The organism is Paraburkholderia sp. SECH4 (assembly GCF_030511745.1).
GTDB lineage: Bacteria > Pseudomonadota > Gammaproteobacteria > Burkholderiales > Burkholderiaceae > Paraburkholderia > Paraburkholderia madseniana.
This window is the reverse complement of sequence record NZ_JALOCP010000011.1, coordinates 186,387-209,247: the sequence shown is the minus strand read 5'-3', so window position 1 is coordinate 209,247 and position 22,861 is coordinate 186,387. Positions and strand designations below refer to the sequence as shown.

The following is a 22,861-nucleotide window of genomic DNA, read 5'->3' as shown; positions in this document are numbered from 1 at the left end:
CAGCGCCACAAGCAACATCGATTTGAACAGTTCGTCGGCTTGCTTCATTTGCACGTTGCCTCCTCGGTGGTCCCGGCCGCCACGTCGGCACGCAGCACCATCAAGCGCTGACCCGCAACAACTGCCGCGCCGGCCGCACAATCGATCGTTTCGATCACACCGTCTTCGGTGACGGCAACGGACACTTCCATCTTCATCGATTCGACGATTGCCACTACCTGCCCTTCGCTCACGCGTTCGCCTTCGCTGACGAGCAGTTTCCAGACGCTGCCCGAGACATCGGCGACGATGCTCTGCTGACCGGCCGCCAATGCGTCGTCCGCCCCGTTGCCGGTAGCCGAACCCGCGTCGCTGCCCTGCTCGCCGACATACTCGGCGTGCCCCGCTGCGTTCCAGCGTTCGCGCTCTTCGTCGAACGCCGCCTGTTGCAGGCGTTTGAAGGCGGAGATCGATTCGGCTTCATCCTTCAAGAAGCGGTTGTACGCGCCGAGGTCGAACACCGATTCCTCGATCTCCAGACTCGCGCGACCTGCGATGAAGTCGGCGCGCAGCTCGGCCAACTCGGCCTCGCTGACTTCGTAGAAGCGGATCTCGTCGAAAAACCGCAGCAGCCACGGCTTGCCGGCTTCGAATTCGCGCGTGGTGCGATAGCGGTTCCACATCTGCACGGTGCGGCCGACAAACTGATAGCCGCCCGGCCCTTCCATGCCATACACGCACAGATAGGCGCCGCCGATTCCCACCGCATTCTCCGGCGTCCAGGTGCGCGCCGGGTTGTATTTGGTCGTGACGAGCCGGTGGCGCGGATCGAGCGGCGTCGCCACCGGCGCGCCGAGATAGACGTCGCCGAGACCCATCACCAGGTAACGCGCGTCGAAGACGATGCGCTTCACGTCGTCGATGCTATCCAGACCGTTGATGCGGCGAATGAACTCGATATTGCTCGGGCACCACGGCGCATCGGGCCGCACCGACTGCATGTAGCGTTCGATCGCGATCCGCGTCGACGGGTCGTCCCATGACAGCGGCAGATGCACGATGCGGTTCGGCACGCGCATCTCGTCGACGGCGGGCAGTTCGCGCTCGGCCTGCTGAAGATGCGCGAGCAAGGTGTCGTGCGACAGCGTGCGCGGGTCGAAATGCACCTGCAGCGAACGGATGCCCGGCGTGAGATCGACGATGCCGGGCAGCCGGTGTGCATCGAGCCAGTTCATCAACGCATGCACGCGAAAGCGCAAGTTCAGGTCCAGCATAAGCGGGCCGTATTCGACCAGCACGTTCTGATCGCCGGAGCGGCGGTAGACCACGCCCGTGCCCTCACCGGCCGATGGATCGCTGTAGAGAATGCAATCGTGAGCGTTGAGGTTTGTCGTTGCTGCGGTTGCTGTAGGTGCCGCAGACGCCATCGACAGCGCTTGCGCGCGTACCGGTTCGAACCGCACCGCATCCCCCGGCCGCAGTTGCCCGAGCTTCCATAGCTCGTCGCCCACCACGGTTACTGGACAGACGAAACCGCCGAGGCTCGGACCGTCCGGGCCGAGAATCACCGGCATGTCGCCGGTGAAATCGACCGCGCCGACCGCATACGCGTTGTCGTGAATATTCGACGGATGCAGCCCGGCCTCGCCGCCGTCCGTGCGCGCCCATTGCGGCTTCGGGCCGATCAGCCGGACGCCTGTGCGGCTTGAGTTGTAGTGAACCGTCCAGCGCGTGCCGTACAGCATCGCGATGTCGTCGGGCGTGAAGAAGTCCGGTGCACCGTGGGGACCGTCGAGCACGCCGAGGGTCCAGTCGTGCGTCAGCGCCGGCACGCGCGCCGGATCGAGTTGCGCGCCCGCTTCGCCGCGACCTGCGTCGGCGGCAAGATGCAGCACGTCGCCCTTGCGCAAGGCGCGCCCCGCGTGGCCGCCGAATTGGCCCAGCGTGAAGGTGGCCTTGCTGCCGAGATAATCCGGCACCTGCAAGCCGCCCTTGAGCGCGAGACAGGCACGCATGCCCGCGCCGGTCACGCCGCCGAGCTTGAGCACCGAACCCGCCGGTGCCCGCGTGACCTGCCAGAGCGTGGCCGGTTGGCCGTCGAGTGTGGCGGCGAGCGGCGCGCCGCCCAGCACGAACAGCGTCGCGGTGTTGAAGCGCAGTGTCGCGCCGACCATCGCGCATTCGAGTCCCGCCGCGTCGGCCGGATTGCCGAGCAGTTCGTTGGCAAGGCGGAACGACAGATCGTCCATGGGGCCCGACGGTGGCACGCCGATGTCCCAGTAGCCAACCCGTCCCGGCGTCTGCTGCACGGTGGTCTGCACGCCGCCGTCGAGCACGTCGATAGTGTGCGGCGCGAACACGAAGCGCGTGAGGAAGGCGGTGGTTTGCTCGCCGCGCGCGAAGGTCGCCGAACCGGCGATGGCGCGCAGATAGTCGAGGTTCGTCTCGATGCCGTACAACTGGGTTTGCGCCAACGCGGCGCGCATGGCGGCGAGCGCGGCATCGCGTGTTGCGCCCTTGACGATGATCTTCGCGAGCAGCGGGTCGTAAAACGCGCTGACTTCGGTGCCTGCATCGACCCAGGTGTCGACCCGCGCATCGGCGGAGAAAGCGACGTGGGTCAGCACGCCCGCGCTCGGCTGAAACTGCTTGTGCGGATCTTCAGCGTACAAGCGGACCTGGATGCTCGCCCCGCTGGGCGTCGCAACCAGCGTGTCGAGCGGCGCAAGTGCGCCCCCTGCCTGACGAATCATCCACTCGACCAGGTCGACACCCGTCACCTCCTCCGTAACGCAATGCTCGACCTGCAGCCGCGTGTTCACCTCGAGGAAATAGAAGCGCCGCGTGTCGGCGTCGAATACGAACTCGACCGTGCCGGCTGATTCATACTTCACAGCCTGCGCGAGGCGCACGGCACTCGCATGCAACGCCGCGCGTTCCGCTTGTGTCAGACCGGGTGCGGGCGTTTCCTCGATCACCTTCTGATTGCGCCGCTGCACCGAGCAGTCGCGTTCGCCGAGCGCGATCACGCCGCCCCGGCCGTCGCCAAAAATCTGCACTTCGATATGGCGCGCGTTCTCGACGAATTTCTCGATGTAGACACCCGCGTTCGCGAAGTTGGCCTCGCCAAGCCGGGCGACCGATGCGAACACGCTCTCCAGTTGTGCCGCATCGCGGCACAGCGACATGCCGATGCCGCCGCCGCCCGCGGTGCTTTTCAGCATCACGGGATAGCCGATCGATTCGGCCTCGCTTAGCGCGGCAGTTACATCAGGCAGTAGGCCGGTGCCGGGTAGTAGCGCCACGTCGTTCGCTCGTGCCAGTTCACGTGCCGTGTGCTTCAAGCCGAATTCACGCATCTGCGCGGGGCGCGGCCCGATGAAACGGATGCCCGCGTCTTCGCAGGCCTGCGCGAAAGCCGCATTCTCCGAGAGAAAACCGTAGCCGGGATGCACGGCATTCGCGCCGGTCGCACGCGCCGCCTCGAGAATCGCTGCGCTATTCAGATAGCTGGCGGCCGCCACCGCCGGGCCGATGCAGATCGATTCGTCAGCGAGCATCACGTGCATGGCGTGGCGATCGGCCTTTGAATAGACCGCAACCGACGCAATGCCGAGGCGTTTGAGCGTGCGAATCACACGGCAGGCAATTTCGCCGCGATTGGCAATCAGGACTTTGTCGAATGTCATTGGGCGTCCCAGATGGTCAGCCGCACGGGCGTCGGGTTGTAGCCGTTGCACGGATTGTTCAACTGCGGACAGTTCGAGATCAGTACGGTCACGTCCATCTCGGCGCGCATCTCGACGTATTTACCCGGTGCCGAAATGCCGTCTTCGAAGGTCAGTTTGCCGAGTGGTGTCACCGGCACATTCATGAAAAAGTTGATATTGCTGACGATGTCGCGCTTGGTGAGCTGCGTGCCCACGCCGCAGGTGCAATGCGTAATAGCATGCAGGAAACTGTCGCGGCAGCTATGCATATAGCGTTTGTCGAGCGCGTAACGCACCGTGTTGCTCTCGGCGGCACAGGCTCCGCCGAGCGTGTCGTGACGCCCGCAGGTGTCCGCGACGATGGTCAGCATCGGCTTGCCCAAGTTCGACATCAGCACGCTGCCCGCGGACAGATAGAGATTGCGTTGCGCGCGAATCGTGTCCTGCGCGCTGTAGCGTTCGAGCGGATCGGCGCTGTTGTAGAACAGCGTGTCGACGGCCTGATTGCCTTCCAGGTCGAGAATGCGGAACAGTTGGCCGCGTTTGATTTCATGCAGCCACGGCTCGCCGGAGGGCAGCGTGAGGTCGTAGACCGCGTGACGGATGTCGAGTTTGCTTTCGATGATAGGCATCGCGGGTCTCCTTAAACGAACAGACGATCGGTGTTGACGAAGCCGCGCCCGTTCTCAGGACAGGCGGAGCGGCAAGGATCGTCAGCCGGTACGGAGGCGTCGGCGGCGTACGCGCGATACGCGATCAGCTTGACGGGTCTCGGTTCGTATTCGGAGGAAGGGTTCAGCGGATGCGGTGCGCTCGAAAACGCGGCGAGCGTGTCCATTTCGAAGCGCAGATCGAAGGTCGCGCCGGCAGCGGAATGTCCCGCGACGAAGTCGAGCGAGCCATCCTCACCGATCGCGAGCTTGCTGAAAAAGTTGATATTGGCGACGAGATCGCGCGTGCCCAGACCGTGTTTGGCCAGTTCGAGCAAGAGGCTGTCGCGGCCGTTGCGGACCATCGCATTGCGATGTTGCTGATAGCTGGCCGCGCCGTATTTGTCGGCGAACAGTTCGGCGTCGCCGAGGCCGCCTAGCGGATCGTGCCAGCCGAGCGTATCGGCGGTGATCGACGCCATGACGCGGCCCATATCCGAATAGAGCACGTGACCGCGTGTCAGATGCGCGGTGTGTTGTGCCTTCAAGGTATCGGCCATGTTGTAGCGTTCGAGCGGTTCGTCGTGCCGGTAGAACACGGCGGCCAGATTGGCGCCGCCCTCGGGATCGACGATGCGCAGCGCCATGCCACGGCGCAGCACGCCGGACCAATGCGTGCCGGCAGGAATCACTGTTTCCCACAACACATGCGGGATCGGTGCGAGATCGACTGAGGTTTGCGTCGACATGGAGGCTCCAGGTATCGGTTGGGAAAAAGCATGAGAGGGCGATTGACCGACATCGCGACCTCCCGGGCTTTTATCCCTCCGTGGAGCCTCGCCGGCGCCTTGAAAGAAGGTGAACGGCAAGACCGGATTGCTCTCGGACCAGACATCGTGTGTGCGCTTTGAAGCCTTCTGGAAGCCTTTAAAGCGGTACGACCGGAACCCTAGCGATCCTGAAGATGATGCAAATTACTTCGCACCTCTCGCTGCGTAGCTAAGCGAGTTGCGTGCCAGCGTGATGTTGCTGAGGCCGCAGGCGCATTGTGGCAAGGGATTGAATGGTATCGGCGGCACAATGCGGCAAGCAGAGGTTCATTGGCTTGATGGCGCACGCACCACGGCCGAGGGCAAACCGGCACCAGTTGAATGCGCGAAGCACCATGATTGGGCCGCGCGATTACGTTTATCACAGGTCGTAGGGGCTCTGCACGATGGCACGGTGTGTGCGTGATAAGGCGTCACACACTTCACCGCCCTCATCCGACCATGCTCACGCTTGCCACGCTTCGCCGCACGCTCTACACGCTGATGTCGGCACGTTTCATCGAACTGCAAAAGCAACGGCGCCGCTCGTAGACTAGGCTGCGCGTTAGTTGAGAACCTGTGTCTTGCAAGCGCGTTCCGGCCAGATAACCAGCACTAAACGCGCTTCCGGGGCGGCCACACACACGGCCTCAATGAGTGCCATCAGTCAGGCAACATCCTGCTCAGTACCCGCATAACGAGCCTGCTGCCCAAAGCTCGCCAACCCCTTCGACCCCTCCGGCAACACCAACTCACCGCGCTCGAGGCGCTGCTTCAAATAGGTAAAGCTCTGCGCCGTCTGCGCGAACAGATGATCTCCCGCCGAAACCGGCGGGTATTTCGCCAGCGCCTCGGGTGTTGCAAACTGCGGCAGTGGCGCAACCACGGTGCGGTAGTCGCAGGCAAAGAAGAGCGGAAACGAGTAGCGCTCTTCCCTCACCTTGCGCACGCGATGTGACGTCGCCACGTACGTACCGCCCGTCCATACCTCCAGCATGTCGCCGATGTTCACGACAAACGCGTTGTCGACCGGTGGCGCGTCGATCCACTCACCCTCGCCGTTCATCACTTCGAGGCCAGGGGCCGTCGGCAGCAGGATCGTGAAGCACTCATAGTCGGTATGCGCACCGATGCCCGGCCGGTCTTCCGCGGACGGGTCGAAGGGATAGTGAAGCAGGCGCAGTTGGCTCGGGGGTTTCTGCAAATAGCTGTCGAAATGCGTCTCCGGCAAGCCGAGTGCAAGCGAGAAGCCCCGGAACAACGCGCGGCCGAGCGCGAACGCCGCCTCGTAGTAGCCGCCGATCGCTTCACGAAAGCCTGGCTGCTCGGGCCACAAATTCGGCCCGAGCATCGGCGTGCCGGCCCGGACATCCGGGTCGTCGGGCGGCAGTTCCCGGCCCGTGTCGAAACCTTCCTTCCTGTCGCGCTTGCCGCCTGCGAAAACCTCTTCGCCTTCGGGTACATAGCCACGATGCGCAGTCGATTTGCCGATGTAATAGCGCATCTTCCAGTCGTCGGGGGCGGCGAAGAACTGCTTGGCCTGATCTATTAGCGCAGCTTGCTGTGCACGCGAGACCTGATGGCCGGTGACGTAGAAAAAACCCGCGTCACGCGCCGCGCGGTCGAGTTCGCGGGCGGTTGCAAGACGCTGGTCGGGATCATCGCTAAAAAGGCCGCTGACGTCGACGATGGGCAGACGGTCGAAACGCGTGTGGGATTGGCTCATGAGCTTGGCTTATACGGGCTGCGGTTCGGTGGGCGATTGAGTCGGCGAATGCATTTGCGCGGACAGGTTCGCTTGCGATTCGGTTTGCAGGCCGCCACGCGCCTCACGTCCGGCAAGAAACGCCGCGATGTGACGTCGCTCTTCGCGCCCCATCCACGTGTTGATCTCCCATAGATCGGCCACCGGAGCATTCGTGAACGGCAAAGTGTGCAGATAACCGTCGGGGCCGAACTCGGGTGTCATCGTCGTGGTCGTATAGCCCCTATCGACCTGCGCGCTCCACAGCGCCTCCCAGATCCGCTGATGCGAGGCGAGGCAGTCCGCGTACTCAGGTGCAGCCGGATGCGGCACCTGCGGACCTTGCGGATAGCCAACACGCCCGTGCAGATGATGCGCATGCGGCGCAAGCTCGAGGATCGTGTCCCACTCGCTGTCGAGAAGACGCTCGCACACCGATACCCAATGGCTGAAGTCGCAAGTCAGCTTGAGGTCCGGCACGGCACGCGCGACGTCGCGGGTAATCCATGGGTTGTAGAACGAGCGGCCGCGATGCGTCTCGAAGCTGCAGATCACCTCGTGCTTCGCGGCGATTTCCACCGCGCGCGTGAAGAAATCCACCTGTGTGGCGGCCGGCCATGCGTCGCAGCCCGCCATCACATTGAAAAAGCGTGGCTTGAGTGGCTTGCCCCATATGATTTTTTCCTCGAAGTCGCGCAAGTGGTCCGCCGGCGTGGCGGACCGTTCCGGCACATAACTGCCCGCCGTCGTAATTTCCGCAATGAACTCGAGACGTTCATCCGCGATTGCCTGCGCAAACGCTTCACGCTCAACCCCACCCGTCGGAACCGGCGCTTCGATACCGTCGAACCCGGCGGCACGTACCATTGGCGCCGCATCATGCGGACCGCCGTCGAATCCCCAGAACGTCTTGAACAGTTCGAATTTCATCGCGTCTCCAATTACATGCAAAATTGCATGCAATGGTACACACGAAATTCCTTCGCCAATAAAATATCTCGGCTGCGCCATGCATAATTCTGGCGCGCCCGATTTCCGGCGCGATTCGCACTTAAACTGTGCACCCCTCCTCCTCGTGGTGAATCGATGAAGAAGAAACTTGCGCGTAACAAGGGGCAAGCCGTCGCGCGCGCCATTCTCGACATGGACTGGCAGTGGTCCTCGCATTTCGGCGACCTGGGGCTGAACGACCTCAACTACAGCGATCTGTTTTGCCGGATGTGGGTCGAACCGGAAGATGACTTCGCCAAGACGGCGCTCTACGAGTTCATGCCTGGCGTGAGCCGCCGCACCGCGGTGCGCTATGTACAGGAGCTGATCGACGCCGGCTGGCTGCTGGAGACGAGTTCCGAAGCGGATCGCCGCATCAAACGGATCAGTCTCGCGGCCTCGATCGAGGAACGCCTCGAGCAGTTTCTCGCCTACGTGCATCAGCGTTTTGCCACCTTGGATTGAGCCTTTGACGCCACGTCTGCGTTGAAGCATTCGCATAACAAGCACTCCGAGGCATCGCGCAATCCGGCTGGCATATTTCTCGCTAGATTAATTGCCGAGAGGTGCGGCAGCGTCGCATCTTAGGGATGCTAGGGTTCCGGTTCGCGAGAATGTCTGGTCCGAGAGCAGCCCGGTGCACCTGTTCGTTCGATTCGGACTTGATCCGGGAACGAGCTGGCCGCACTACACGGCGGGACAAAAGCCCGGGAGATTGGCGATAGCGATGCCTATCGTGCCTCTCCGTGGCCGGCGTTTGTCTCCCGCAGTTTTCGCACAGTGTCCGCACCAATCGGATTCTCGCGGGAATCGGTCATGTTGTTTTATCGCGCAGTCGCCGCGCGATCCAACTCAACAATCGCAATTGACCGGTCTCCTGGAGAAAACGATGAAACGCTTCGAATCCGCCCGTACGTCCCTCACCTTACTGAGCAGCCTTGCCTCGTCGCGCCGTGTGCGTGGCGCGATCGCCGGCGCTGCCGCCGCGGTCGCCATCGGCTTCGCCGCCGCGCCTGCACAAGCCGCCACACCCCTCGCCATCGGCTATAGCGACTGGCCCGGCTTCGTCGCGTTCCAGGTTGCCATCGACAAAGGCTGGTTCAAGGAAGCCGGCGTGGATGTCAATTTCCAGTGGTTCGACTACTCGGCTTCGCTCGATGCGTTCTCCGCCGGCAAGCTCGACGCGGTCGGCGCAACCAACGGCGATGCGCTGGTCACCGGCGCAAGCGGCGCCAAAAACGTGATGATTCTCCTGACCGACTACTCGAGCGGCAACGACATGATCGTGGCCAAGCCACCCATTCGCACCGTGGCCGGACTCAAGGGCAAGAAGGTCGGCGTCGAAATGGGTCTGGTCGATCACCTGTTGCTGGACACGGCGCTCGAAAAGCATGCGCTCAAGGAATCGGACATCACGCTCGTCAACGCGAAGACGAATGAGTTGCCGCAAGTGCTGGCGTCGTCCGGCGACGTCGCAGCGGTCGGCGCATGGCAACCGAACGCGGGCGAGGCACTCAAGCGCGTGCCGGGCTCACGTCCGATCTTCACCTCGGCCGACGCGCCAGGGCTGATCTACGACGCGATCACGGTCAATCCGGTCAGTCTGCAGTCGCGCAAGGCCGACTGGGTCAAGGTGATCAAGGTCTGGTATCGCTGCGTGGCTTACATCAACGATCCAAAGACGCAACCGGATGCCGTCAAGATCATGTCCGCGCGCGTCGGCCTGACGCCGGCCCAATATCTGCCGTTGCTGAAAGGCACGCACCTGCTCGACGCGACGGCGGCGAGGAAGGCCTTCGTCAAAGGTGACGGGCTGGACTCGGTGTACGGTTCGAGCGTGAACGCGGACAAGTTCAATGTACGCAACGCGGTCTACAAGCAATCGCAGAACGTGAGCGCCTATCTCGATCCGGCGCTGACCAATGCGCCGTAAGTAGCGCTGGCCGGGCGTCTATAGCTATACACGGTAATATGGGGGCAGCACGCTCCGTCGCTGCACACATGCGCTTCATTGCGGCGCCGGAGGACGGCCACAAGGAGGCAATCGTGTATAAAAACCGGTCTCGCTATCACGCCCTGGTTGCGCTGGCACCCGTACTGGCGCTGCTTTTGTCGCTTCTGCTGCTGGCCCAGCCGCGATCCGTGTTAGCCAGCGAAGATAGCGCCAACGGCAGCGCGGAAGCCGCGGGCCAGCGCGCCCGCTTTGCCAAAGAATTCTGCGGAGGCTCCGAGCAGGACGTGGTCGAGTACAAGGAGAAACTCAGAAAGGTCCTGACCGAAGCCAGCCAGTTCGATACGCGCTGGCAGTCGGGCTGGCAGCGCGGGGATAGCGATGCGATCCAGATGCGCGCGCTGCAACTCAACTCCCCGTCGGAATTCGCAGTGCGGGTCAAAAGCAACTGCGACCGCATCAAATGGCAGGGCGACAACTTGCTGCGAGCACGCCCGCCGAAGTAGCCCGGCGCCCGAAACTGTTATTCTTCCCTCTCTCCGGCCATCACCTGGTCGCCTGCCGCCTCCGGGCGGCATCCCAAGCGGCGCGCTCACGCGCCCGGCATCAGCGAGACAGGAATTTGCATGTTCGGTTTTTTGCGTGGCTATTTTTCCAACGACCTGGCAATCGACCTCGGCACGTCGAACACGCTGATCTATATGCGTGGCAAGGGCATCGTGCTGGACGAACCCTCGGTGGTCTCGATTCGTCAGGAAGGCGGCCCGAACGGTAAGAAGATCATTCTGGCCGTCGGCAAGGAAGCGAAACAGATGCTCGGCAAGGTGCCGGGCAATATCGAGGCGATCCGCCCGATGAAGGACGGCGTGATCGCCGACTTCAACATCACCCAGCAGATGATCAAGCGCTTCATCCAGATGGCGCACGAGTCGCGGATGTTCGCGCCGTCGCCGCGCATCATCATCTGCGTACCATGCGGGTCGACTCAGGTCGAGCGCCGCGCGATCAAGGAAGCCGCGCATAGTGCGGGCGCCTCGCAGGTCTATCTGATCGAAGAGCCGATGGCCGCAGCGACCGGCGCCGGCCTGCCGGTGTCGGAAGCGACCGGCTCGATGGTGGTCGATATAGGCGGCGGCACGACCGAAGTGGGCGTGATCTCGCTCGGCGGTGTCGTCTATAAAGGTTCGGTGCGCGTGGGCGGTGACAAGTTCGACGATGCGATCGTCAACTACATTCGCCGCAACTACGGGATGCTGATCGGCGAGCAGACTGCCGAGGCCATCAAGAAGGAAATCGGCTCCGCGTTTCCGGGCTCCGAAGTCAAGGAGATGGAAGTCAAGGGCCGCAATATGTCCGAAGGCATTCCGCGCAGCTTCACGGTGTCCAGCAACGAGATTCTCGAAGCGCTCACCGATCCGCTGAACCAGATCGTCTCGGCGGTGAAGATCGCGCTGGAACAGACGCCGCCGGAACTGGGCGCCGACATCGCCGAGCGCGGCATCATGCTCGCGGGCGGCGGTGCGTTGCTGCGCGATCTCGACCGCCTGCTCGCGGAAGAAACCGGCCTGCCGGTGTTCGTCGCCGAAGCGCCGTTGACCTGTGTGGTGCGTGGCTCGGGGATGGCGCTGGAGCGGATGGATAAGTTCGGCGGGGCGTTTTCGTACGAGTGAGGGTGGTCACTCAGGACACAAACGGCAACTTGCTATCGCGCGCGGCGGCCAGCATGGAAAGCGTGATCTTGCGCACTTCCAGCTTGCTCTGCGTGATATGCGCGCGCAGCAGGATGATCGCCTCCGTCACCCGGTTGCGTTCGATCAGGTTCAGCATGGTGGAGTGCTCGTCGTAGGTGGCGCTCGTGCGGTGCGGTTTGAGGAAGTCCAATCGACGCACGATGCGGATGCGCTCGGTCACTTCGTTATGCACGCGCAGCATCTCCGCGTTGCCGGTCGCCGCGACCAGTTGACGGTGGAAGTTCTCATCCATGCCGAACATCTTGACCGGGTCGCTCTCGCGCAATTCGGGCTCGACGCACCATATCGCCTTCAGCGCTTCGACGGCCGCATGCGCGACGTCGCCGCCCGCCCCCACGCGTTCGACGGCCGCCACTTCCAGCACGATGCGCAAATCGTAGAGCTGATCGAGCTGGTCGAAATTGATCGGCGAGACTTTCCAGCCACGCCGGAAGCCGACTTCCAGATAACCCTCGCGTTGCAAACGAAACAGGCCGTCGCGCATCGGCGTGCGCGACACGCCGTAGTGCTGCGCGATGCCGTTTTCGGAAAAACGGTCGCCGGGAAACAGGCGAAAGCTGAAGATATCGTTCTTCAACTGCTGGTACACCTGCTCGGCGAGCGGATTGGCGGCGCCCGGCACGGCAGGCGTGTCAGGCTCCGCGGGGGTCTCGAGCAGATTTGTCGTATCGTCGTTCATTGATGCCACATCCCCTTTTTTCTTATTATCGGCGTTTCATGGCATGGCGATAAGGCTGACGTGCGCCGCGACGATCTTCCAGCCGTCGGCGGGACCGAGCCTCGCCCACGTCTGCATCTGACGGCCGATCAAAGGCGTCGCATCACTGGTGAACTCAGTGCTGACGGTGGCGAAGTCTGTGCCGAACGTTGTTACCACGGTGCGATGCAGCTTGCGCGACTTCGGCACCGGCTCGCAGCTCTCGCGCCATGCACGGATCGCTTCGCCGCCATGCTGGATTTCGGCGATTCCATAGCGGACCGTCTCCGGCGTGTGCCAGAAAAGCGCGTTCATTGCCGCGACGTCGTTGTCGACCAGCGCCCGCTCGTATTCGACAAAGGCTGCCTGCACTTGCGCTACCACTTCGGGCTGATTTATCTCCATGCCGGGATCGTCTCGTCGAGTTTCGTCAATGAAGCAAGCGGCGCGGTCCAGCCGACAATGCCGCCTTGCGAGCGCACCATCTCGAGCGTCGCCTGTTTGAACGCGGGGAAATAGCTGGCGGTCGCATCTTCGACCAGCAGACTGTCGTAGCCGCGGTCGTTAGCTTCACGCATCGAGGTCTGCACGCACACTTCGGTGGTCACACCCGCAAACACGAGATGCGTGATGCCGCGCATCGCAAGCTCTTCACCGAGCCGGGTGGCGTAGAACGCGCCCTTGCCGGGTTTATCGATCACGAGTTCACCGGCAAGCGGCGTGAGCGGCTCGATGATTGCATTACCGGGCTCGCCGCGAATCAGGATGCGCCCCATGGGCCCTGCATCGCCGATGCGGGCATTGGGCGCACCTCTGAGCCGTTTCGCCAGCGGGCAGTCGGACAGATCCGCCGCGTGCGATTCACGCGTGTGCGCCACGAGCCATTGATGCTTGCGCGCGAAGGCCAGCAACGCCGCGACGGTCGGCACGATCTCAGCCAGCAGCGACACGTCGTTACCAAGCGATTCGCCGAAGCCGCCCGGTTCGATGAAATCGCGTTGCATGTCGATCACGATCAGTGCGGTTTTCGTGGGGTCCAATGTGAAGGGGCCCGGTTGGGCGTCGATCGTCAGCGGGGTTTGCTGTGTCATCCGATGGCTTCCTTCATTCTTTCTGCGGGTACGGCGCGATGCGCCGGCGTGTCGCCGTGCCCTGCCATATGCTGACCGAGCACGGTCCGATCCGCACGTGCCGCCGGCGTCTCGAACACCAGTTTGCCCTCCGCGATCACCACGATGCGGTCCGCCAGTTCGAGCAGTTCGTCAAGGTCTTCGCTGACCAGCAGCACTGCCGCGCCTGCATCGCGTGCAGCCATCAGACGGGCATGGATATCGGCGACGGACGCGAAATCCAGACCGAACACAGGGTTCGCGACGATCAGCACATCCACCGGCTGTCCGAGTTCGCGCGCCAGCACCGCGCGCTGCACATTGCCGCCCGACAGCGTGCCGATGGTTCGTTCGGGTAGCGGTGGACGCACGTTGAACTCGGCGATCAGCTGCGCGGCGCGCTCACGCACGGCACGCCGGTTGAGCCACCAGCCGCCGCGCCGCAAAGGCTCGCGATCGAAGTCGCGCAGCGCGAGGTTCTGCGCCACGCTCATCCCGGCGACGCAGGCGTTTTTCAGCGGCTCCTCGGGAATCGCGAACACGCGCCTTTGGGTCATCTCTTCGCGCGTTGTGTGATAGGCCTTGCCCGCTACCTCCATGTCGCCGGCTTTCACACGACGCTGCCCGACCAGCGCTTCCACCAATTCCTTCTGTCCGTTTCCGGAAACGCCCGCAAGCCCGAGGATTTCGCCCGCTCGCACGGACAGCGTCGCGTGCTTGACTGCCGAGTGGCCGCGATCGCCTTCGACTGAAACGTCGTGCAGTGCGAGACGTACTTGCGCCGTGTCGTCGACTGGTTTGCGTGGCAGGCGTTCCACGGTCACCGCAGCCATCACCGGCGCTTCGTCCCTCAAGGGGACTTCGTTCGGCGCATGGGTAGCGACGGTGCCCATCATCCACGCTGCGAGTTCGTCGCGGCTGGTGTTGGGAACCGCGCTCGTGCCGACTTGCCGGCCCTTGCGCAACACGGTGACGTCGTCGGCATAAGCCATCACTTCGCGGAACTTGTGCGTGATCATCAGCACCGTCAGCTCGCCGCGCGAGGTCAGATCGCGCATCAAGCCGAGCACTTCGTCAGCTTCTTGTGGTGTCAGGACCGAGGTGGGTTCGTCGAGAATCAGGAAGCGCTGCTGCAAATAAAGCTGCTTCAGGATCTCGAGTTTCTGCTTTTCACCAGCAGCGAGCATGGCCACCGGCGTGTCTAGCGGCAAGCGAAACGGCATGCGCTGCATGAACGCGGCAAGCGCGGCGCGCTCGCCCTTCCAGTCGATTTTCCACGGCATCCGTCCGCGCGCGAGCAACAGGTTTTCTTCGACCGATAGGCCTGACGCCAGCGTGAAATGCTGATACACCATGCCAATGCCGAGCGCCTGTGCATCGCGCGGCGATGCGATGTGGACCTCACGATCGTCGGCGGCGATCTGTCCGTCGTCGAGCACGCCGTAGCCGACCAGGCCCTTCACGAGCGTGCTCTTGCCCGCCCCGTTCTCGCCGAGCAGCGCGTGAATCGTGCCGGCTTTGACCTTGATCGAGACGCTATCCAATGCGCGAAACGCGCCGAACGTTTTGCTTGCGTTCAGCACTTCCACGCCCAATGCCTTCGGCGCCGTGGTCATGGTTTATCTGCCTGAAGTGGCCAGCGCCGCTGCTGGCGCAGCCGTCGTGGCCAGTAGCGTAGCCAGCAGCGCGTGTGAATCCGACACCGTGCCGAACACGCCGCCTTGCATGGTGATCATGTGCAACGCGGCGTCGTGATTGCTCTTGTCGGTCGCGCCGCAGCAATCGGCCAGCACCGTGCATTCGAAGCCGCGATCGTTGGCTTCGCGCATCGTCGTGTGGACGCATACGTCGGTGGTGATGCCGGTCAGCACCAGATTGACGATGCCGCGCGTACGCAGAATCAGTTCGAGATCCGTCGCACAGAAGGAGCCCTTGCCGGGTTTGTCGATGATGATCTCGCCTGGCAGCGGCTTCAGTTCGTCGATGATTTCCCAGCCCGGTTCGCCTCGCACGAGGATCTTGCCGCAGGGGCCGTCGTCGCCGATGCCTACGCCGTCGGTGCCCGCACGGCGGCTGCGCCAGCGTTTGTTCGCGGGCAGGTCGGAGAGGTCCGGGCGATGCCCTTCACGCGTGTGAATGATCGTGAAGCCCAGTTCGCGCATCGGTTTCAGCACGCTTTTGATCGGCTCGATCGGCGCGCGCGTCAGCGACAGGTCGTAGCCCATTTTGTCGACATAGCCGCCGTGGCCGCAGAAATCCGTCTGCATGTCGATGATCACGAGTGCCGTGTTGTCCGGGCGCAGGTCGCCATCGTATGGCCACGGGTACGGTTTCGCTTCGATGAATCGGTTCATGGCGGTGAGATCCTTGTTAGGTCCTGGCGGGGTCTTTGAAGGCACGCACGGTGGGGCAAGCTCAGCGAGTCAGGCTCAACTCGCCCGGCGCGCCAGCCAGCGTGCGATCCGGACGGCAATTGACGATCATGATCGCGAGCGTCAGCACATAAGGCGCCGCGTTGTAGAGGTAGTAGCCGCTCGTCACGCCGATCGCCTGCAACGCCGGCCCGAGCGCGCCGGCCGCACCGAACAGCAACGCGGCCCACAGGCAACGCAAAGGCTGCCAGCGCGCGAAGATCACCAGCGCGACCGCCATCAGTCCTTGTCCGCTGGAGAGCCCTTCGTTCCAGCTCCCCGGATACACCAGCGACAGATACGCACCGCCGATGCCCGCGAACACACCGCCCACCGCCGTCGCGGCGATGCGCACGCGCGTGAGCGGATAGCCCATGGCGCGCGCCGTCTCGGCGTGATCACCGACGAGCCGCAGCACCATCCCCCAACGGGTATTGCGCAAGCCCCATTGCAGAACGAAGGACAACACCACGCCGATCACGAACAGCAGGTTGATATGCAGCGCGTTATGCAATTGTGGCGACGAGGTCCACGTGCCGAGGTCGATGAACGGCAGCATCGGCGCCTGCGGTTCGATGAAAGGCTTGCCGAGATAGAACGCGAGCCCGGTGCCGAGCAGCATCAACGCGATGCCGAACGCAATGTCCGACACGCGCGGCAACGAGCACACGAGGCTGTGCAGACAGCCGAGCAGCAAGCCTACGAAACCGGCCGCAAGCACGCCGGCCCACGGCGAGCCGGTCAGAAAAGCGCCGGCATAGCCGCTCATCGCGCCTGACACGAGGATGCCTTCGAGGCCGAGATTTACGCGCCCGCCCTTCTCGGTTAAACACTCCCCGAGACTGACGAACAGATAAGGCGTGCTGACGCGGATCGCACCGGCGAACAGCGACAGCAACAAGATCACGATGGGCGAGTGCATATCAGGCATGGGTCTGCTCCAGTTGCACGGGAAGGTCGGTCTGCGCGGCTGCCTGCAATTTGACGCGCCATGCGGCGATGCGCCCGCCAAGTGCTTCCCACGCGAGCAGGTTGGCGAACAGCAGACCTTGCAAGACGAGCGTGGTGGCGTCGGGGAGATCGAGCCGACGTTGCAGCAGAGAACCGCTCGCCTCGATGCCGCCGATCATCAGCGCACACGCGATGATCGCGAGCGGATTCTGCCGTGCAGCGAACGCGACGAGGATGCCCGCGTAGCCATAACCCGCGAGCAAGGACGCATTAGCGCTGCCCTGCACCGCCGCCACTTCGAACATGCCGCCGAGTCCCGCCGCAGCACCGCCCAATACGCACGCGGCAAGGGCCAGCAGATTGACCGGCAAGCCGACCAGACGCGCCGCGCGATGACTGCCGCCCACCACGCGCATCGCAAAGCCCTTGGTGCTGAACTTTACGAACACCCACGCCGCGATGCACGCGACGACGCCCCAGAACAGTCCCCAGTGCGTGTCGAGTCCGGGGATCGAGCCGATCATCATCGCGTCGGGCACCGGATAGGTGGACGGTTTGTTCAGGCTTGCGGGATCGCGCAGCGGCCCTTCCACCAGATGTTTGAATAGCGCGATCGCGATATACGACATCAACAGGCTGCTGATCGTCTCGTTGACGCCACGCCACTGCCGCAACGCGCCGACCGCACCGATCCAGATACCGCCGGCCAGCATGCCGGCCACCGCCATCAACGGCGTGGCAATCAGCCACGGCGTGCCGTGCGGCAGCATCTGCGGGACGATCGCCGCGGACATGCCGCCGAGCGCGAGCGCGCCCTCGCCGCCAATTACAATCAGTCCAACCTGGGCGGGCAGCGCGACGCACAACGCGGTTAACATCAACGGCGACGCGCGCAGCAAGGTGCTCTGCCACGCGAACGACGAGCCGAAAGCGCCCTCAAAGATCAGCCCGATCGCATCGAGCGCCGGCTGCCCCTGCACCAGCAGGAACAACGAAAACAGCAGCAGCGTGCCGAGCACCGCCAACGCGGTCGGCAACGCGGGCAAGAGCGACAGCATCACTCTCGCGGTAGGGGCATTGGGGCGCATCACGGCTCCTTCGCTCATGCAAACTCACGCACACTCACACAATCACGCAGGCCACGATCAAATCTGACCGACGACGCCTGCCACCAGATAGTTCATGCTTTCGAGCGTGTAATCGGTCTGTATATGGCTCGCGCCGGAGGCGATCGCCGTGCCGCCCTTGTTGTCCTTCATCGGTCCTTTGAAGATCACGAAATTGCCGGCCACCATGCTTCCTTTGATCGAGTCGGCGTTCTGCTTCGCCGGCGCGGTGACTTTCGCGCCGTACGGCGACATCTTCACGAAGCCTTCTTTCAAGCCGCCGCGCAACACATTCGGTTGCGGCGTGCCGGCCTGTGCGCCCGTGACCAGTTGCTTGTACGGCGTCGCCCAGTCCCATTCCGCGCCGGTCAGATAGCCTTTCGGCGCGAGCGCCGCCTGGCTCGCGTGGTAACCACAACTCATCGCGCCGCGCTTTTCCGCCGTTTCGACGACCACCTTCGGGCCATCGACGTGGCAGGTCAGCACATCGCAACCCTGATCGATGAGACTGTTGGTGGCTTCCGCTTCCTTCACCGGCATCGACCAGTCGCCCGTGAAAATCACCTGCGTGGTGATCGACGGATCGACGGACTGCGCGCCAAGCGTGAACGAGTTGATGTTGCGCAGCACCTGCGGAATCGGTTTGGCGGCGACGAAGCCGAGCTTCTTGCTCTTCGTCATGTGACCCGCGACCACGCCGTTCAGGTACTGGCATTCGTCGATATAACCGAAGTAGCTGGTGATGTTCGACGGGTTGCCCTGCTTCCACAAACCGCCGCAATGCGCAAAACGCACCTTCGGATATTTGGCCGCCATCTTCAGCACATGCGGATCGAAGTAACCGAACGAGGTCGCGAAAATCAACGTCGCGCCGTCCTGTTCGATCATCGCTTCCATGGTTTTCTGCACGGCGATGGTTTCGGGCACGTTCTCCTCTTCCACCACCTTCACGTCAGGCATCTTCTTGATGACAGCGGCAGCGGTCGCCTGAGCCTGGTTGTAACCGTAGTCGCTGCGTGCGCCGACGTAGATCACGCCGACCGTCGTCTTCGGCGCGGCAAACACCGATTGAATCGGCAGGATATTGCCGAGCGTCAACAGGCTGGCGCTCTTGATGAAATTGCGGCGACTGGTCATGGTGTCCAATTCCTTGTGGAGAGGTGAAGAGCGTTGGCCTTCAGTTGACGTTCAGGCTGTCGAGATAAGCGAGCCAGCCGCCAAACGAGGTGATGTCTAGTGCGCCGCTGTCGTCGCTAACCGCCGACGGTTCGCAGATGAAGCCCTTCACCGTGAGGCCGTTGGCGAGTTGCACGGAGCCGATACCGAGCGGTGCGGGCACGTCGGCGACAAATTTGCCGAAGGTGCGCAGCGGCATTTCCCAGACTTCCACGGCAATGGGTGCGCCTTGCTGGTCGGTGACGCGCACCAAGCCTGGCTTGGGCGGCTGCGTGTTGGCAAGCGCGTAAAGCGTGTAATCGGCGGCGGTTTGCGTCGCCATGACAAAACGCGCGCCGGCTTCCTGAAGCTGCCAGTTCAGCGGCTGGCCGCGCAGATGCGCACCGACCACGGCAAGCGCGATGGTCTGCTCCTGAAATGGCAGTGGTTCGATCGTGTTGGCCGCGGCTGCGGTTTTCTTTTCAGTCACGGTCGTGGCCACAGCCTCGCTCTCGCTCCGAGCCTCGGCCTCGCTTGCGAACAGCGCCTGGATCCGCGCGCCCAACTCGGCGAGCCGACGGTCCGCGCCGCTCGGCGCGATCAGTGTGACGCCAGCCGGCAAGCCGTCCTGGCGACGCCGGCACGGCACGGCCAACGCGCACAGATCGAGCAGGTTGACGAAGTTCGTGTAGTAGCCAAGCTGGCTGTTCAACTCCACAGGATTGGCCTGCACATCGGCGATCAACGGATGCGTCGGCGTGGTCGGGACGATCAGGATGTCGATCGTCTCGAAGAGCTGTTCGGCGTGCCGCTTCAGATCGGCGAGCGCGTACTGGCCATTGAACGCGTCAGCGGCACTGTAGCGATCCGCTTTGCCGATCACCGTTGCGACGACCGGATGGACCGCTTCGTGATGCGTCTCGAAGAATGAACCGAGCGCGGCGCGCCTTTCCGCCACCCAGGGGCCGTCGTAGAGCAGCGCGGAGACCTGTTTGAGCGGCTGGAAGTCGATCGGCGTGGGCGCGAGATGCAGATGGGTAGAGAGCGTATCGAGTGCGGCTGAGAAGGCCTGATTCGCCGCTGCGTCCCCGTAGAACTCGAGATGATCCGGCACGCCGATCCGCGGCGCGCTACGCAGGAGACCGAGACCCGGTACCTTGCGCGAGTAACCGTCGAGCGGATCGAAGCACGCGATTTCATTGAACACGCGCCATGCATCGTCAACGTCGTGCGCGAACACCGAGATCGTGTCGAGGCTGCGGCACGCCGGCACCACGCCGCGCTTGCTGACGAGTCCAAGCGACGGCTTCAGGCCGACAAGCCCGTTGAACCCAGCCGGCACGCGCCCGGACCCGGCCGTGTCGGTGCCGAGCGAAAAGGCCACGCAACCCGCGGCCACAGCAACCGCCGAGCCTGAACTCGACCCGCCCGACACGCGCTCTGGATACTCGGTGTTCCGCACCGCGCCGTAAGGCGAACGCGTGCCGACGAGACCGGTCGCGAACTGGTCGAGATTGGTCTTGCCGATCAGGATCGCGCCGGCGTCGATGAGGCGCTGCACGGCGAATGCCGAGGTGTCCGGCGTATAGCTGAACGGCTCGCACGCGGCGGTGGTCGGCAAGCCGGCAACGTCGATATTGTCTTTGACCGCGAACGGCACGCCGAACAGCGGCATCCGTTCGAACACGGCACTGCCCTGCTCTTCGTAAAGCGCTTCGAGCGCGTGGGCGCGGGCCTCTACGTCCGCAGCGGGCACACGCAGGATCCAGACTTCCGGCCGGTCGATTTCGGCGATACGGGCAAGCGCCGACGCCACGGCCTCAGTCGGCGTAAGACGTTTGGCGGCATAAGCCGAGAGGAGGCTACGGACCTTCAGGGGCGACGAAATTGGCACTGGTTTTTCCTTGAGTTCAATCTTGAATACAAGTTTGGACTCAAATTAGCAGGAGCTATGCCAGGTGACTTTCAAGTTCGCCCGAACGCGCTGTCAGCCTTGCCAGGTTTGGTTTTGCGACGATTTACCGGCGGCGAGGACGGGCCGCGCTGCCGCCTTTCGATCAAAGCGTCATGGTGCAGCGCTCCCCAACTCGGGGCTCCTGCGCCTGCATTCGAGCCTGGCGCGCAGCGGCGCGCCGCGATCGCACGTTACCGCTACGTGCCGATTTTTTTCGGCGCCGTGCGCGAACTTATACTCGCTACTCCGACGACCTCACTCACTGCTCATCCCCCGTAGCGGAGCATCGATGCACGACACCCGACTCGCCAGTTCGACTGCCGGCATGGTCACCAGCCCTCATGCGTTGGCGAGCGAGGCGGGTCGCGACGTATTGCGTGCGGGCGGCAACGCGATCGAAGCCGCGATCGCGATCGGCGCGGCGCTCTGCGTGACGTATCCGCATTTCACCGGGCTCGGCGGTGACGCTTTCTGGGTGATCGGCGACCGGCAAGGGATGTTGCGCACGGTGTCGGGCATCGGCCAGGCCGCACAGCAACTGCCCGCGTTCACAGGCGCCATTCCACTGCGAGGTGCTGCCTCGGCACTCACAACGGCCGCGACCGTGGATACATGGCATCAGGCGTATGAGATCAGCAAAGACGCATGGGACGGCGCGCAATCGTGGTCGTCGCTGTTCGACCGTGCGCTGGAATATGCAACCGATGGCTTCCCGGTCACGCCCTCGCAGCATTTCTGGCAAAGCATGCGGGCGGACGAATTGCACGCCCTGCCCGGCTTCGCGGCAACTTTCGCGCCGCACGGCCATATTCCTGCCATCGCCGAACGTTTCGTGCAACCTGCGCTGGCGAAGAGCCTCGAGCGGATTGCCCGTTTCGGCGCGCGGGAATTCTATGAGGGCGAGCTTGCAGAGCGGATCGCACATGGTTTGCGTGAAGCCGGCTCGCCGCTGACGTTGAGCGATCTGGCGCGAACGCAAGCACGCGATGAGGCGCCGTTACGGGTGGCCTATCGTGGCGGCGAACTGGTCAGCATGCGGCCGCCGACTCAAGGTGTGACGACCTTGCAGATCATGGGCATGCTCGATCGCTTCGATATTGCGCAGATTGCCGAGGGCAGCGCCGACTACTACCACCTGCTGGTGGAAGCGGTGAAGGTCGCGTTCGTGGACCGCGACCGCTTCGTGTCCGATCCTGAGTTCAACTCCGTGCCGGTAGACGACATGCTGTCGCCCGCCGCGCTCGATGCGCATGCACGCTCGATCAACCTGCGTGAAGCGCGCGCATGGCCTCATGTGTTCCGCCCGGGCGACACGGTGTTTATCGGCGCGACGGATAGCGAAGGCCGCAGCGTCAGTGTTCTGCAAACGGTTTACTTCGACTGGGGTAGCGGCGTGGTGGCGCGCGATACGGGGATTCTGTGGCACAACCGCGGCGCGTCATTCAGCACGAATCCCCGGCATCACAACGCGGTGCAACCGGGCAAGCGGCCGTTCCATACGCTCAACCCCGGCATGTACCTGAAGAATGGCCGGCCACATCTGCTGTTCGGCACGCAAGGCGCCGACGGTCAGCCGCAAACGCTGGCCGCGATCCTCACGCGGCTGATCGACTACGGGATGGACCCGCTCACTGCCCTCGCCCGTCCGCGCTTTCTGCTTGGCAAGACTTTCTCCGATACACGCGATGCGTTGAAGCTCGAAGAAGACGCCGGCGCCAACGTGTTCGCCGAACTCGCTGCACGTGGACATGAGGTGAGCGCTATTCCGGCGCAGAGTCCGTTGGCGGGCCATCCAGGCGTGATCCGCATCGAGTCGGACGGTGCAGCATCAGGCGCGCACGATCCACGTAGCGACGGCCGTGCGCTTGGGGTTTGAGTCAGCCGGGCATCAAGC

The 22,861-nt window shown here is 63.3% G+C and carries 19 protein-coding genes and 2 riboswitches; of the genes, 5 read left to right on the top strand and 14 right to left on the bottom strand.

Annotation, left to right across the window (positions count from 1 at the left end; translation table 11 throughout):
* Positions 1-44: 44 nt before the first annotated feature.
* From uca to M0D67_RS17655, 5 genes are all read right to left on the bottom strand, one after another.
* Positions 45-3,668 carry an urea carboxylase gene (uca, locus tag M0D67_RS17675; RefSeq protein WP_266239303.1) on the bottom strand — a complete coding sequence of 1,208 codons (3,624 nt, stop codon included), beginning with the start codon at positions 3,666-3,668 and terminating at the stop codon, positions 45-47.
* Positions 3,665-4,321: an urea amidolyase associated protein UAAP2 gene (locus M0D67_RS17670; RefSeq protein WP_054042339.1), complete on the bottom strand. Its 657-nt coding sequence runs from the start codon at positions 4,319-4,321 to the stop codon at positions 3,665-3,667. The genes uca and M0D67_RS17670 overlap by 4 nt, the downstream gene beginning before the upstream one ends.
* An 11-nt stretch (positions 4,322-4,332) precedes the next feature.
* Positions 4,333-5,088: an urea amidolyase associated protein UAAP1 gene (locus M0D67_RS17665; RefSeq protein ID WP_266239302.1), complete on the bottom strand. Its 756-nt coding sequence runs from the start codon at positions 5,086-5,088 to the stop codon at positions 4,333-4,335.
* A 57-nt stretch (positions 5,089-5,145) separates the two neighbouring features.
* Positions 5,146-5,303, bottom strand: a riboswitch (guanidine-I (ykkC/yxkD leader).
* Positions 5,304-5,815: 512 nt separating this feature from the next.
* A complete protein-coding gene (locus M0D67_RS17660) occupies positions 5,816-6,874 on the bottom strand; it encodes an isopenicillin N synthase family oxygenase (RefSeq protein WP_266239301.1) in 1,059 nt (352 codons plus the stop codon).
* A 9-nt stretch (positions 6,875-6,883) separates the two neighbouring features.
* A complete protein-coding gene (locus tag M0D67_RS17655) occupies positions 6,884-7,822 on the bottom strand; it encodes a sugar phosphate isomerase/epimerase (RefSeq protein ID WP_266239300.1) in 939 nt (312 codons plus the stop codon).
* Between the two features lie 156 nt (positions 7,823-7,978).
* On the opposite strand from M0D67_RS17655, the gene M0D67_RS17650 reads away from it, so the two are divergent.
* The 4 genes from M0D67_RS17650 (at position 7,979) to M0D67_RS17635 (ending at position 11,503) form a co-directional block, all read left to right on the top strand.
* Complete coding sequence (locus tag M0D67_RS17650; RefSeq protein ID WP_266239299.1) at positions 7,979-8,347, top strand: MarR family transcriptional regulator; 369 nt, start codon at positions 7,979-7,981, stop codon at positions 8,345-8,347.
* A 117-nt stretch (positions 8,348-8,464) separates the two neighbouring features.
* A riboswitch (guanidine-I (ykkC/yxkD leader) is annotated at positions 8,465-8,598 on the top strand.
* Positions 8,599-8,771: 173 nt separating this feature from the next.
* Positions 8,772-9,815 (top strand): ABC transporter substrate-binding protein, encoded by a 1,044-nt coding sequence (locus M0D67_RS17645; RefSeq protein WP_266239298.1) that lies wholly within the window; start codon positions 8,772-8,774, stop codon positions 9,813-9,815.
* Between the two features lie 68 nt (positions 9,816-9,883).
* Positions 9,884-10,339 carry a hypothetical protein gene (locus M0D67_RS17640; protein WP_266239297.1) on the top strand — a complete coding sequence of 152 codons (456 nt, stop codon included), beginning with the start codon at positions 9,884-9,886 and terminating at the stop codon, positions 10,337-10,339.
* Positions 10,340-10,459: 120 nt separating this feature from the next.
* Positions 10,460-11,503, top strand: coding sequence for a rod shape-determining protein (locus M0D67_RS17635; protein ID WP_028194510.1), 1,044 nt, complete (start codon positions 10,460-10,462; stop codon positions 11,501-11,503).
* A 10-nt stretch (positions 11,504-11,513) separates the two neighbouring features.
* Here the strand turns inward: M0D67_RS17635 and M0D67_RS17630 are convergent, their stop codons facing one another.
* The 9 genes from M0D67_RS17630 to atzF all read right to left on the bottom strand — a co-directional run bounded on the left by M0D67_RS17630 (position 11,514) and on the right by atzF (position 20,907).
* Positions 11,514-12,263 (bottom strand): GntR family transcriptional regulator, encoded by a 750-nt coding sequence (locus M0D67_RS17630; protein WP_171928394.1) that lies wholly within the window; start codon positions 12,261-12,263, stop codon positions 11,514-11,516.
* A 36-nt stretch (positions 12,264-12,299) separates the two neighbouring features.
* Complete coding sequence (gene hpxZ, locus M0D67_RS17625; RefSeq protein ID WP_154565895.1) at positions 12,300-12,686, bottom strand: oxalurate catabolism protein HpxZ; 387 nt, start codon at positions 12,684-12,686, stop codon at positions 12,300-12,302.
* Positions 12,677-13,372, bottom strand: coding sequence for a cysteine hydrolase family protein (locus M0D67_RS17620; protein ID WP_266239296.1), 696 nt, complete (start codon positions 13,370-13,372; stop codon positions 12,677-12,679). Before M0D67_RS17620 ends, hpxZ begins: the two co-directional genes overlap by 10 nt.
* A complete protein-coding gene (locus tag M0D67_RS17615) occupies positions 13,369-15,006 on the bottom strand; it encodes an ABC transporter ATP-binding protein (RefSeq protein ID WP_266239295.1) in 1,638 nt (545 codons plus the stop codon). The genes M0D67_RS17620 and M0D67_RS17615 overlap by 4 nt, the downstream gene beginning before the upstream one ends.
* A gap of 3 nt (positions 15,007-15,009) precedes the next feature.
* A complete protein-coding gene (locus M0D67_RS17610; protein WP_266239294.1) occupies positions 15,010-15,744 on the bottom strand; it encodes a cysteine hydrolase family protein in 735 nt (244 codons plus the stop codon).
* A 61-nt stretch (positions 15,745-15,805) separates the two neighbouring features.
* Positions 15,806-16,732 (bottom strand): ABC transporter permease, encoded by a 927-nt coding sequence (locus M0D67_RS17605; RefSeq protein WP_266239293.1) that lies wholly within the window; start codon positions 16,730-16,732, stop codon positions 15,806-15,808.
* Positions 16,725-17,840, bottom strand: a complete 1,116-nt coding sequence (locus M0D67_RS17600) for an ABC transporter permease (RefSeq protein ID WP_266239324.1) — start codon at positions 17,838-17,840, stop codon at positions 16,725-16,727. Before M0D67_RS17600 ends, M0D67_RS17605 begins: the two co-directional genes overlap by 8 nt.
* 57 nt (positions 17,841-17,897) lie before the next feature.
* Complete coding sequence (locus M0D67_RS17595; protein WP_054042313.1) at positions 17,898-18,995, bottom strand: BMP family ABC transporter substrate-binding protein; 1,098 nt, start codon at positions 18,993-18,995, stop codon at positions 17,898-17,900.
* A 40-nt stretch (positions 18,996-19,035) separates the two neighbouring features.
* Complete coding sequence (gene atzF / locus M0D67_RS17590) at positions 19,036-20,907, bottom strand: allophanate hydrolase (protein WP_266239292.1); 1,872 nt, start codon at positions 20,905-20,907, stop codon at positions 19,036-19,038.
* 349 nt (positions 20,908-21,256) lie between these two features.
* On the opposite strand from atzF, the gene ggt reads away from it, so the two are divergent.
* A complete protein-coding gene (gene ggt, locus M0D67_RS17585; protein ID WP_266239291.1) occupies positions 21,257-22,843 on the top strand; it encodes a gamma-glutamyltransferase in 1,587 nt (528 codons plus the stop codon).
* Positions 22,844-22,861: the final 18 nt, after the last annotated feature.